A 12958-nucleotide genomic window follows, 5' to 3' on the forward strand; every position below is an offset into this window, starting at 1 on the left:
ATTTAAAGCGCTTTAACTATTGTTATATCAATGTTTGATAATGAGGTCCTATTTTTATAATAATTGATACGGTCCAATTTATAAAAAGGTTGACTTTTATATTAAAAACGTTATGATAGAACTGTAAAAATCATCCCGGTATTCATTACGAGATAAATTTTACAACATTTTCTATCAACTAGATTGTGCAGTTACGAATTCAAAGAAGGAGTGTTAATTACATGGCAAATGCAGACTTCGACTCCAAGGCATACTTGGAAGGCGTTGACAAGTACTGGCGTGCAGCAAATTACCTGTCAGTTGGTCAGTTATTCTTGCGTGACAACCCATTATTGAAGCGTGACTTAACCTCTGACGATGTTAAGATTAAGCCTATTGGTCACTGGGGAACTATCGTTTCTCAAAACTTCATTTATGCCCACTTAAACCGGGCTATCCTGAAGTATGACTTGAACATGTTCTATATTGAAGGTTCAGGTCACGGTGGCCAAGTTATGGTTTCTAACTCATATCTTGATGGTAGCTACAGTGAAATTTATCCTAACATCTCCCAAGATGAAGAAGGCTTGAAGCGCTTATTCAAGCAATTCTCCTTCCCAGGTGGCGTTGCATCCCATGCCGCACCTGAAACCCCAGGTTCTATCCACGAAGGTGGGGAACTTGGTTACAGCCTTTCACACGGTACTGGTGCTATCTTAGATAATCCAGACGTTATTGCCGCTGTTGAAATTGGTGATGGGGAATCTGAAACTGGCCCACTGGCTGCTTCATGGTTCTCTGACAAATTTATTAACCCAATCAAAGATGGTGCTGTTTTACCAATCATCAACATGAACGGGTTCAAGATTTCTAACCCAACTATCCTGTCACGGATGTCCGACGAAGACTTAACGAAGTACTTCGAAGGTATGGGCTGGGATCCTCACTTTGTTGAAATTGAAGTCGGTGACACTGACTTCATGCGTGTTCACGAAGACATGGCTAAGACGATGGACGAAGTCATTGGTAAGATCAAGGCTATTCAAAAGAATGCCCGTGAAAACAATGATGAAACGTTGCCTAAGTGGCCAATGATCATCTTCCGTTCACCTAAGGGCTGGACTGGTCCAAAGGCTGACTTGGATGGTAACCCTATTGAAGGCTCATTCCGTGCTCACCAAGTGCCAATTCCTGTTGCCGCTGGCGACATGGAACACGCCGACATGTTGGTCGACTGGTTGAAGTCTTACAAGCCAGAAGAATTATTCAACGAAGATGGTTCTGTTAAGCAAGAAGTCCGTGACATGGCACCTAAGGGTGAACAACGGATGGCTATGAACCCTATCACTAATGGTGGGATCAAGCCACAACCATTGAAGTTGCCTGACTACAAGAAGTACGCCGTTGATACGACTGAACACGGCAAGACGATTGCTCAAGATATGTTAGTATGGTCCGATTACTTGGCTGATGTCATGAAGTTGAACCCAGAAACATTCCGTGGCTTTGGTCCTGACGAAACGAAGTCTAACCGTCTGTACGCTGCCTTGGATTATGGTAAGCGTCAATGGATGGAAGGTATCAAAGAACCTAACGATGAAAACATGGCTCACGAAGGCCGGATCATCGATTCTCAACTTTCAGAACATCAAGCTGAAGGTTGGTTGGAAGGTTACGTTCTGACTGGTCGTCATGGTTACTTTGCAACTTACGAATCATTTGGTCGGGTCGTGGATTCTATGTTGACCCAACACTTCAAGTGGTTGCGTAAGGCTGCGGAACAAGAATGGCGTCATGATTACCCATCCTTGAACTTCGTTGACACGTCAACTGTCTTCCAGCAAGACCATAACGGTTACACCCACCAAGATCCTGGGATGTTGACCCACTTGGCTGAAAAGAAGCCAGCGTTCATCCGTGAATACTTGCCAGCCGATGCTAACACCTTGTTAGCCGTTGGTGACGTTGCATTCCGGAGTCGCGAAAAGATCAACTTGATCGTTACGTCTAAGCACCCACGTCCACAATGGTTCTCCATTGATGAAGCCACTAACCTGGTCCACAATGGTTTGGGCTACGTTGACTGGGCATCTACTGACCAAGGTCAAGAACCTGACGTTGTCTTCGCTGCCGCTGGTACTGAACCAACTTGGGAATCATTAGCCGCAATTTCATTATTGCACGACGAATTCCCAGACATGAAGATTCGCTTCATCAACGTGGTTGACCTGTTGAAGTTGCGTTCTCCTAAGTTGGACCCTCGTGGTATCTCCGATGACGAATTTGACCGTCTCTTCACGACGGACAAGCCTGTTATCTTTGCCTTCCATGGCTTTGAAGGCTTAGTTAAGGACTTATTCTTCGACCGTCATAACCACAACTTACACGTTCATGGTTACCGTGAAAACGGTGATATCACCACGCCATTTGACATGCGTGTCCTGAACCACTTGGACCGTTACCACTTGGCTAAGGAAGCCGTTGATGACATCGATGCATACGCTGTTAAGGGCGCATACTTCGCACAACGGATGGACGACATGGTTGCTAAGCACAATGCTTACATCCGTGAAGTTGGGACTGACTTGCCAGAAGTTAACGCTTGGCAATGGAAGCCATTGAAGTAGTCCTAGATTACTTTAATCGGTGATTAATCCGAATTAAAATGGAGCGCCAATCTGACTCATTAGAGTTGGATTGGCGTTCTTTTTGTGACGAAAAGGGACCGTTTCTGATGGGGAATGGTCCCTTTAGTTAGTGGGAAACTGTTATTAAAATAGTTGTTGCGGCCAGTGACTACTTACGGGGTAGGTACGATACTTCTGACGATTTTCGGAAAACTAAGGTAATCGGTAGACGTTTCCTGTAGTATGGGTCAAAAGAAAGTGGAAGCGTGAAACTGCTAAATAACGTTGAAGCCGGCAGTTGCTAACACCTGATTCACGGTCGTTGCTTGGTCACTGTCAATGTGGAGCTCAATGACACGCTCCTGATGTTCGCGAACCACCATTAACGTTTGAATACTGAGATCGTGTTCGGCTAGGACTTGGCCGATACGGAAGATGACCCCCGTGTGGTCGTGGTCGACCTTAACCCGACAAACAACGCCGGGTTCACCGTAACCTGAAATGTTGAGAAAGGCGTCGAGAATGTCGTTATTGGTGATGATGCCCACCACTTGTTCAGCTTGTATTACCGGTAACACGCCAATTTTGTGTTGGCGCATTTGATAGATGGTATCCTCCAGCTGGGCGGTGGCGGGGATGGTCTGAACGTGGCGTTCCATGATACTTGCGACGGTCGTTTTAGCCAGTAAATAATTGGTTTCGTAAACCGACAAGCTGGTGGCTTGCGACGGTAGCGCGCGGGCGATAATACCTTGGGTCACGATACCGACTAAGGTGCTGCCATCGAGGACGGGAAGCCGGTGAATATCATTTGTTTTCATCAATTCGACTGCAACACTAACCGTGGTTTGCGGCGTAATGACGACTAATTTGGTGCTCATGTAATCTGCTACACTCATAGTTAACCTCCTAAGTAGGCCTTTTGTACGGCCGTATTGGCCAACAATTCCTGACCGGTGCCACTGAGTTTGATTTCGCCGGACGCGAGGACGTAACCGCGATTAGCGATAGAAAGGGCTTTGTTAGCATTTTGCTCGATCAATAGAACCGTGGTTCCAGCAGCGTTGATGGCTCGGATAATGTCGAAAATTTCGTTAATGAAGATGGGGGCTAAGCCCATCGAGGGTTCATCGAGCAACATCAGTTTCGGTGCGGCCATTAGGGCACGGCCCATGGCCAACATCTGTTGTTCTCCCCCGGATAGCGTGGCTGCGTCCTGGTGGCGCCGTTGCTTGAGAACGGGAAAGTAGTTGTAGACGTCTTCGTAGGCTTGCGCGATGTTGCGCCGGTCTTTGCGGAGAAAGGCCCCCATCTGTAGATTTTCCTGTACGGAGAGTCCAGGGAAGATATGGCGACCCTCGGGAACCTGGGAAATGCCGGCTTGAACGATCTTAGGCGCTGAAACCTTTTGAATCTGACGATCTAAGTAAGTGACTTGACCACTGACAGGTCGCATGATGCCGGAAATGGTATGGAGAATCGTGGATTTGCCAGCACCATTTGCACCAATCAAGGTCACGATTTCGCCGGTGTGAATTTCGAAGCTCACCTTTTTGATAGCCTGAATGGCGCCGTAGTTAACAACAAGATCTTTGACTGACAACATTAAGCTTCATCTCCTAAGTAGGCCTTAATAACGGCGGGGTTGTGTTGAATTTCGTTGGGGGTACCCTCAGCCAATAGTGCACCGTGTTCCAATACGTAGAGGCGTTCGACGACGTTCATGACCAGGGACATATCGTGTTCGATCAGGACGATCGTGATGTGAAAATCACGCTGAACCTGGCGAATCAAGCGCGTCAAGTCGGCGGTTTCTTCTGGATTCATTCCGGCAGCCGGTTCGTCCAAGAAAAGTAGTTTGGGTTTCGTCGCCAGGGCACGGACGATTTCTAGTCGCCGCTGGATCCCATAGGGCAGGTTCTTTGCCGGTTGGTCGGCGACGCTGGTTAAGTCAAAGATGGCAAGCAGTTTCTGTGCGGCAAGCGTCATGTCGGCTTCAGTGCGATAGAACTTGGGGACGCGAAAGATACTGGCGAGGAATCCTTCTTGGTAGTGATTGGTCATGGCAATGCGCACATTGTCGAGGACGCTGAGTTCTTTGAACAAACGAATATTTTGAAAGGTTCGTGAGAGGCCGGCCTGTGCAATTTCGGCGGGCCGCTTGCCGTTTAAGGATTGAACACCCTGATCGGTGTAGAGGCTGATGGCGCCGGAGGTCACGGGGGTAACACCGGTGAGCAGATTAAACAGGGTCGTTTTTCCCGCGCCATTGGGGCCAATCAGACCGATGAGTTCGTTTTGGTCGAAGTGGACCGAGACATTGGCAACGGCAGTCAGACCGCCAAAGTTCTTCACGATTTGTTGTGCGGTTAGTAAGGGACTACTCATGAATGGATTGCTCCTTTCGTTGATGGATGCCGAGATGCTTGAAGGACAGTTCCCAGTTACCTAAGAGACCCGATGGTTTGAAAATCATAATCAGAATTAAGGCCAACGAATAGATGATCATTCGTAGCGTGCCAAAGTTCTGCAGAATGGTATCGAGGGCCCCGAGAACAATGGCGGCAACGAAGGTTCCCGTGATGCTACCGACACCGCCGAGGACCACGATAATCAGGATGGCGATGGAGGCCATGATGTTGAAATCACCAGGGGCAATCGTTTGGATGTAGGCGGCGTGGAGCGAGCCACCGATAGCGGCGGTGGCGGCTCCAAAGACGAAGGCGGCTAGCTTCCAGCGCGTGGGATTGATGCCCATGGCTTCGGCGGCAATCTCATCTTCACGGACTGACATGATGGCGCGGCCATTGCGGCTGTGGATGAAGTTGACCGTCACAATCGTGGTGAGACACATCAGAACGTAGACGGTTGCCCAGGTCACTAGTGGGGGGATGTTAAAGAGTCCTGCCGCACCATTTGTGATTTTTAAGTTGTTGATTAGGATGCGAATGATTTCGGCAGCCCCCATGGTCGCAATTGCTAAGTAGTCACCACGAAGTCGTAGCGTAGGAATCCCCACGATTAGGGCGGCAATCATAGCGATGACGATACCGATGACCATTGAGAGGTAGAAGCCCAAGGGTGTGGCGATAGTTTGGGTCATGATTCCGGTCGCGTATGCCCCAATCGCCATAAAACCAGCGTGACCGAGTGAAAATTGTCCAGAGAAACCAATAATTAAATTTAAGCCAGTTGCTAGAATAATATTGATACCGATGGTGACCAGCATGTTTTCGATAAAGGTGTTGATGATCCCGAGAAATTCGCAGGCATCAATCGCCACAAACCCGATAACCATGACTGCTAGCCAGGAAATATTGTATTTGAAATTTGCTTTCATGATGGTACACCTACACTTTCTCTTTCGTCTTTTTCCCGAAAATTCCGGCTGGCAAGACCAGTAGAATGACAATCAGGACGAAGTAGACCACGGCGTCCTTGTAGGCTGATAGGCCAATGGCTTGAACGCCGGTCTCTAGCAGACCAATTAGGAAGCCACCGACTGACGCGCCGGGCACCGAACCGATACCACCGATGACGGCGGCGACGAAAGCTTTGATGCCGGGGGTCATCCCCATCAATGGGTCAATGGAATTGTAGTACAGCCCGATCAGAACGCCGGCGGCACCCGCCATCGCGGATCCCAGGGCAAACGTAAAGGAAATCGTGTGATTGATGTTGATCCCAACCAATTGCGCGGCTTCAGGATCGACCGATACCGCCCGCATGGCGCGGCCCATCTTGGTGCGTTTGATGATTAGCTCGAGAAGTAACATCAAGAGGCAGGCGGTACCCAGAATCAGAAGCTGGATGTTGGAGATGCGCAGGCCGCCAAGGTGATAAGTCACGGTTTTGATGACCTGTGGAAAGCTTCGGGTGTTGGCCGTAAACAGATAGGTCATGCCATTCTCCAACAGGAAGGAAACCCCAATTGCTGTAATTAGCGCGGTAATCCGGGGAGAGTGACGGAGTGGCCGATAGGCGAAGTATTCAATGATGACGCCGAGTAGGGCGCAGAAGACCATGGCGGAAAGCATGGCCCAAATGAAATTAAAGTGTAACTGATTGATGACGTAGTAGCCCCAGAAGGCACCCAGCATATAGATGTCACCGTGAGCGAAATTGATCAACTTGATGATGCCGTAAACCATGGTGTAACCCAATGCCAGCAGGGCATAAATACTGCCGAGTGAGAGGCCGTTGATCAATTGTTGTCCGAATGTCTGCATGGAATCCCTCCGTATCTAGTTGGTTATTTAATGGTGTATGCCTGTGAAACCGCCCCGTCGGTCAACTTTTCGATAGTCATTGATTTTTCGGGATTGTGGTTCTTATTCATGGTGATGGTTCCCGTGACACCCTTGAAATCGGTGATCTTAGCCAAACCAGCGGTGATTTTCACGGAGTTGGCGGACTTTTCACTTTCAATCGCGGACTTGATCATGTAGACGGAGTCGTAAGCGAGTGCGGAGAAAGTTGGGGCTGTGGTGTGGTACTTAGCCTGATACGTCTTCAAGAAGGCTGCCGCAAGGGTGTTGGTCTCGCCGGACTTCGTTGAAAATGGCGTGGTGTAGTAAACGTTGTTGGTATTTGAATTCCCAGCAATCTTGGCCAACTTGGCATCGGCCATGCCGTCACTCCCAACGATTGGAACATTGATACCGGCTTGGCGAGCTTGTTTGATGATCAATCCCAATTCTGAGTAGTAACCGGGCGCGTAAATGGCATCGATCTTCTTGTGCTTCAGTGACGTCAGGATGGCGTTGAAATCTTTATCGCCCTCTTGGAAGGTCTGACTGCTGACGACTTTGCCGGTGTAAGTCTTCTTGAATGCCTTGGTCAGTCCGGTACCATAGTCGCTAGAGTTATCCGTCAGAATGGCGACATTCTTAGCTTTCAAATTGCTGGTCATGAATTTCGCTGCGGATGAACCTTGGAAGTTGTTCTGGAAGCAAGCCCGGAAAATGTATTTCTGAACATCCCCGTTCTTCTGCAACGTATAACCGGGATCGGTTGCGGAGGGACTAACGGATGGGACCTGCGCCTTGGTCATGTTGGGAATCGATGCAGTGCCGGCGTTGGTTGCTGCTGGGCCAACCACGGCGACGACCTTGTCATTATTAACCAGTTGGGCGGCGACCGATGCGGCGGTGGTGTTGGACGTCTTGTTGTCACGCACCACCAATTGAATCTTCTTTTTGGTGTTACCGACCTTGATACCACCGGTTTTGTTGATCTTATTGACGGCTAATTGAATCCCTTGTTTCTGTTGTTGACCATAGCCAGCGGCTGAGCCGGAAAGTTCCATGTTGACTCCGATTTTGATCGTTTTACCGGGATTGTTGCCTTGCCCACTACCGTTAGATTTGGCGGTGCTACAACCTGCGAGGGCCAGAACGATTGTTGCGAGGGCCCCGATTTTTACCATGTTTTTCTGCCATTTGATCATATGTAATTCCCACTTTCTAAATTGTGTTTTGATGGTGCAAGCTGGCTAACGATCCTCCTTCGGACTAACAAAAAGACCTCATCCACTGGGTGAATGAGGTCTTACACGTGTACCGAGCCCTCATTACCACACGGGAAAGAAGGGCTCAGAACTTGAATTTTGAGTATTAGCTCAAGGTCAAGTAACCGGGTCCTTCTTCGTTAATAATAAGGCTGCATTTTGAATAGCGAGGGTCTTCATCATTTTGGTTGGTTGTTTTGTTTGCATTGTCATCATGAAAATCCCTCGCTTTCAAAAAAGTTTTGTTTTGGTTTAGTTGATGTGTCTTACAATAATTAAAATTAGATGAGATGTCAAGCCTAATTTTAATTTAATATTTAACGGTATTCTGTAGGTGCCGTCATATCAGGCATTAGCACGTCATTGAATTTTGAGATTAATGTCTAACTTTTCCGTGACTCAGGAACCAAGCCGGAATAGCAGTGGCCACGATGAAGCCGACAGACCACATGAAGGCGGTTTGATAAGCGGCGTTCATCCCCACATGTGGAGCTTCGTGTTGAATAATCGTGGCGAGCACGGCGGTTCCCATGGCCCCACCAATGTTTTGCAGCATGCGCGTGGCCGTTGTGGCTTCGGCAATCAAGGGCTTGGGAACGCCCGTGTAACTGTCGGCCATCACTGGAATCGTCAGACCACCCTGGCCAATGCCCCGCACGAAGAGGGCAATTAAAATCCACCATACGTTAGTCGTGGCCGTGAAGTAGACGAATGGTAGTGTCCCAACCACGGCAATCGCAATGGAACCGAGAACCACCCACCGGGCGCCGATGCTATCAGTCAGCTTGCCAATTTGACTTCGAGAGACCAATAGGCCAACTCCCTGAGCGATGAGATAGGTTCCCGACCAGACCACACTCAATCCGCGACTATTTTGCAGGTAGAGGGGGAGTAAGAACATCGCACCATTGACCGCGATTCCAGAGAGCATCAGGATGATGACCGAGGCGTCAAACGTTGGTGATTTGAATAATTGAAGGCTAACCAGGGCCTTAGTTGGTCGGTAGGTGGCGTAGAGCACGTAGACTACGAGGCAGGTGAGCGCCACAATCAACGGCATCAATACCTTGGTCGAGGTCAGACCGTCTCCGGTACTGAAACGCGTGATGCCGATGATGGCAAAGATGAAGAGGCCGGCGAGTAGTGCCAGGCTGGGAAAGTCGAGTCGTTTGCCCCGCTTGGGTGCCGGAAAGGCGGGCATTTTCCAGGTCAATAATACTAAAGCAATCAGAACTAGCGGGATATTGATGAAGAAGATCCAGTGCCAGTTGAGTGCTTGAATCAAGTAACCGCCAATGGTTGGGCCCAAGATAGGGATGAGGACGGCGGGCATGCCAACGACAGCCATTAACTTTCCCAGGCCACCGCTACCGGCGACTTGGACGACTAGGGTCGTAATCAATGGAATAATCACACCGGCGGCGGCCCCTTGGACGATCCGACCGATGACTAGCAGGGGCAACGTTGATGCCCAGCCAGACAGCACTGAACCGATAAGAAAGATGACCAGTGCCCCTAGATAGAGGTATTTGCCATCGAACCAGTTGCTGGCCCAACCGGCAACTGGTACGGCGATTCCTAAGGCTAAGACGTAACTTGTCGTGACCCACTGAACGGCGTTGACGGAAACCCCCAAGGACTTCATAATGGTATCTAAGGCAACGTTGGTCATAGTGGTGTCTAGTAGGGGCGCAATGGCTCCGACGACCAGGAACAGCGCGATTTGAATAACGTTTTGCGTTGATTTTTGAGTGGACATGGAATCACCTGAATTCTATAATTAGATACGGCCGTATCTTATAGTCAAGAATACTACACCCACTCACAGCAAAAAACAAGGAGATTGACGGTAATGGCAGAAAAAAAGACCCGGCGTCGAGGGCAGGATTTGGTGGATGCGATCCTTGCAGCGACGTGGGAACAGCTACAGGCTAAGGGCTATCGGGCGCTAACCATTGAGGGCGTAGCGCGGGCGGCAGCAACGACCAAGACTGTCCTGTATCGTCGCTGGCCAGATAAGGCGCATTTGGTGTTGGCTGCCTTGAGTAAGTATGATAACTTTACGGGCTACGTGGTCCCGGACACCGGTACCCTGCGAACGGACCTCTTGGATCTCATGGGGCAAATTGCGGACTTTCTCGAGAAATTAAAGGGTGAGACCTTCCGAGGACTACTGGCGGAACGCCTTCAACATTTGGAGCTGGATAAGCTGATGTCTCGAGCCAATGGCAACGCGGCTATCCGCGGCATCATGCAGCCGATGCTTGACCGTGCGGCTGAACGGGGCGAGATTACCCGGACGGATTGGCCGGATCGGGTCATTAATTTGGTCGGAATTCTCCTCATCAATGAAGTTGTGAGCCGCCAAGAGTTGAGTCAGACGGCGCGTAATGAGATGGTGGATGATATTTTACTCCCCGTGTTCCAATCAGCGGGGGAATAACCGCGAATATTTTTGACCACACCAAAAGACTGCTGAGAATCGTTTTGGACGATTCCAAGCAGTCATTTTTTAAATGGTATAATGTGATTAATATTATTCGGGCTGGTGGCGGGTAACGGCAATGAGTTGCACCTGGTAGCTGGTGTTGGGCGCCTGAATGGTGACGGTCTCGCCGGGGCGATGTCCCAATAAGGCCTTACCTAATGGCGAGACCTGCGTGATTTTGCCGGCATCCAGGTCGGCTTCTTGGGTTCCGACCAGCTGGTAGCTCACCTGATCGTCATCATCCATGAACTTGACGGTGACCCATTTTCCCAATTCAACTTTGTCGTCCTTGCTGGGTTCCACAACTTTGGCGTACTGCAACTGTTTATTGAAGAAGCGCAATTGGCTCTCCAAGTGACGCAGATCCCGTTTGGCCGCCGAGTATTCGGCGTTTTCCGAAAGGTCTCCGTGGGCCCGGGCTTCCGCGAGAATTGCGATTTTCTCCGGTCGGTCAGCCTCCAACACGGCAATCTTTGCTTGTAAATCGTGATAACCCGCTGCCGTGATGGGATTAAAATCTCCTGCCATGGTTTAACACCTCGTTCCCTTAGAATTTACCCCCAATTTTACCAATTTTTGCGAAAAAGAAAAGGAGTTCTCCCCATGAAATTATCCGTACGGTACTGGTTACGGCAGGCGGGCATTGGCTTAGTCTTTGCCCTAGTCATCGCCACGTTCGGTCACTTAAATTACACACAATGGCGTTTACTACTTGGCATGACCGGTGCTGACTGGTATTTTCTATTCAGTTGGCTGTGCTTCCCGTTCGCCAAATGGGTGATCCTAGAAGACAAGCGTGACGTCAAGGCACCCACGATTCGGCGGAAACGGAAACGCCGGGCGGCTGACCAGACGGCGTCCGTGTACGAGCAAATGCAGCAACCTAAGCGCGAGCCACGGCTTGAGGCTGCGCCCAAAGCGCCGCTAAAGTGGTACTGGCGCGGTTTGATCGACATTGTTCTGGTCTTCGTTGGGCCCCTAATCTTAGGCGGATTCGTCACTTATTCGCTACGACACAATTAAATTGTGCTGATTTTTACTGCTTTAACGTGCAAATATTGACGTTTTTGCGACTTAACGCCTGATAAACCGAAATCATGTTAAAGTTATAACAGTTGGAAGGGGTCAGTTTTCACAGGACTGATGTTGCGAATCAACTAATTAAAGTATGCGTAGTTAAGGTCACACTTTGGGGGAGACCTTAACCGGATTCGTACCCCGAGATTATCTAATCAAGAGGTCAGCTTGGCAGAATAGAATTGGTCGGAAACTTTAGGACGACTAGTAGCAAGAATTTCAGCGATCGGCTGAAGAGTAAGCGCACGAAACGGGTTATTTCGGAATACCTAAGGCTTTCACGACTTAATTAGAACTTGGGGGAGTGCTAATTTAGCCAGCACCGGTAATTAAATAATCCAATTAAAGGAGAATCATCTGAGGGGATGGTTCTTTTTTTATGGACAAAAACGATTGCAACCGTCCGGAAATCAAGGTACATTAATGAGTGATAGGGTTACGGTATAATTGAGTTGTGACAGTAACATTTTTTTAATTACGGGAAAATTAATGAGAGGACGTGATTCGGTGTTAGCCGTGTATCTTTGTGAAGATAATCAGGAACAATTGGCGCACTATACGGACGTGGTGAAGCGCTACATCATGATCAATGATTATGATATGGAAATTCGATTGGCTACGCCCAGTCCACAGGCATTATTAAAGGACTTGGCGGACAATCCACCGGAGTATGCCCTGTTCTTTCTCGACATTGAATTCCCAGCCGAGGACACGACGGGACTAGAAACGGCCATTGCCATTCGTCGGCAACTCGGGTTTGCGGAGATCGTCTTCGTCACGACCCACTCCGAAATGGCATTACTGACCTTCGAACGGAAAGTGGAGCCGATGGACTTCGTGGTTAAGGACCTGGGCCGCGCACAGATCGATCAGAAATTACGGGAGAATGTTGACTACGGGTATCAACGCTATACCGATTACTTAGGGAATACTGAAAATTTATTTAGCTATAATATTGGCGGTCGCACCTTCAGCCTGCCCATGGGCGACGTTTATTTTGTGGCGACCGCGGAAACGCCTCACAAGGTTACGGTGCATGCGGCCAGTCAGCTGGTTGAGTTTCCGGGATTTTTGAAGGATATCGCCGATCAATATCCGGAACTGTATCGAACGGATAAGAGCTTTCTCGTTAATCTAGATAATGTTAGTGGCATTGATGAATCGACGCGGCGGTTAGTTTTCCCAAATGGAGACACCACCGATGTTGCTACTCGTCGTTTTCATGAGGTCAAAACCTTGGTTCAAAAACATTTAAAGTCCTAAGAGGGTGCACAAAAA

12 protein-coding genes are annotated in these 12958 nt (G+C 49.0%); 4 read left to right on the forward strand and 8 right to left on the reverse strand.

The window, feature by feature from the left end; genetic code table 11:
• Positions 1–221: 221 nt before the first annotated feature.
• The gene (locus EKM73_RS03205) at positions 222–2606 is read left to right on the forward strand and encodes a phosphoketolase family protein (RefSeq protein WP_125700551.1); all 2385 of its coding nucleotides are present in this window, start codon (positions 222–224) and stop codon (positions 2604–2606) included.
• A 275-nt stretch (positions 2607–2881) separates the two neighbouring features.
• Here EKM73_RS03205 and EKM73_RS03210 read toward each other — a convergent pair whose 3' ends face one another.
• The 7 genes from EKM73_RS03210 to EKM73_RS03240 form a co-directional block, all read right to left on the reverse strand.
• On the reverse strand, positions 2882–3505 hold the full coding sequence (locus EKM73_RS03210; protein WP_125700552.1) for a CBS domain-containing protein: 624 nt from the start codon (positions 3503–3505) through the stop codon (positions 2882–2884).
• Between the two features lie 2 nt (positions 3506–3507).
• Complete coding sequence (locus tag EKM73_RS03215) at positions 3508–4212, reverse strand: ABC transporter ATP-binding protein (RefSeq protein WP_125700553.1); 705 nt, start codon at positions 4210–4212, stop codon at positions 3508–3510.
• The gene (locus EKM73_RS03220) at positions 4212–4994 is read right to left on the reverse strand and encodes an ABC transporter ATP-binding protein (RefSeq protein ID WP_125700554.1); all 783 of its coding nucleotides are present in this window, start codon (positions 4992–4994) and stop codon (positions 4212–4214) included. Before EKM73_RS03220 ends, EKM73_RS03215 begins: the two co-directional genes overlap by 1 nt.
• A complete protein-coding gene (locus EKM73_RS03225; protein ID WP_125700555.1) occupies positions 4987–5946 on the reverse strand; it encodes a branched-chain amino acid ABC transporter permease in 960 nt (319 codons plus the stop codon). Before EKM73_RS03225 ends, EKM73_RS03220 begins: the two co-directional genes overlap by 8 nt.
• A gap of 10 nt (positions 5947–5956) precedes the next feature.
• On the reverse strand, positions 5957–6835 hold the full coding sequence (locus EKM73_RS03230) for a branched-chain amino acid ABC transporter permease (RefSeq protein ID WP_125700556.1): 879 nt from the start codon (positions 6833–6835) through the stop codon (positions 5957–5959).
• A gap of 23 nt (positions 6836–6858) precedes the next feature.
• Positions 6859–8055: an ABC transporter substrate-binding protein gene (locus tag EKM73_RS03235; protein WP_125700557.1), complete on the reverse strand. Its 1197-nt coding sequence runs from the start codon at positions 8053–8055 to the stop codon at positions 6859–6861.
• A gap of 436 nt (positions 8056–8491) precedes the next feature.
• Positions 8492–9874: an MDR family MFS transporter gene (locus EKM73_RS03240; protein ID WP_125700558.1), complete on the reverse strand. Its 1383-nt coding sequence runs from the start codon at positions 9872–9874 to the stop codon at positions 8492–8494.
• A gap of 93 nt (positions 9875–9967) precedes the next feature.
• Between EKM73_RS03240 and EKM73_RS03245 the strand changes: the two genes are divergently transcribed.
• Complete coding sequence (locus EKM73_RS03245) at positions 9968–10558, forward strand: TetR/AcrR family transcriptional regulator (RefSeq protein WP_125700559.1); 591 nt, start codon at positions 9968–9970, stop codon at positions 10556–10558.
• Between the two features lie 93 nt (positions 10559–10651).
• On the opposite strand, the gene greA is transcribed toward EKM73_RS03245, so the two are convergent.
• On the reverse strand, positions 10652–11131 hold the full coding sequence (gene greA, locus EKM73_RS03250) for a transcription elongation factor GreA (protein WP_125700560.1): 480 nt from the start codon (positions 11129–11131) through the stop codon (positions 10652–10654).
• Positions 11132–11206: 75 nt separating this feature from the next.
• On the opposite strand from greA, the gene EKM73_RS03255 reads away from it, so the two are divergent.
• Together EKM73_RS03255 and EKM73_RS03260 are read left to right on the forward strand one after the other, a co-directional pair.
• Positions 11207–11626: a hypothetical protein gene (locus EKM73_RS03255; RefSeq protein ID WP_125700561.1), complete on the forward strand. Its 420-nt coding sequence runs from the start codon at positions 11207–11209 to the stop codon at positions 11624–11626.
• 543 nt (positions 11627–12169) lie between these two features.
• A complete protein-coding gene (locus tag EKM73_RS03260; RefSeq protein WP_225421261.1) occupies positions 12170–12943 on the forward strand; it encodes a response regulator transcription factor in 774 nt (257 codons plus the stop codon).
• Positions 12944–12958: the final 15 nt, after the last annotated feature.

Origin of the sequence: Levilactobacillus fuyuanensis, from assembly GCF_003946395.1 — a bacterium.
Taxonomy (GTDB): domain Bacteria; phylum Bacillota; class Bacilli; order Lactobacillales; family Lactobacillaceae; genus Levilactobacillus; species Levilactobacillus fuyuanensis.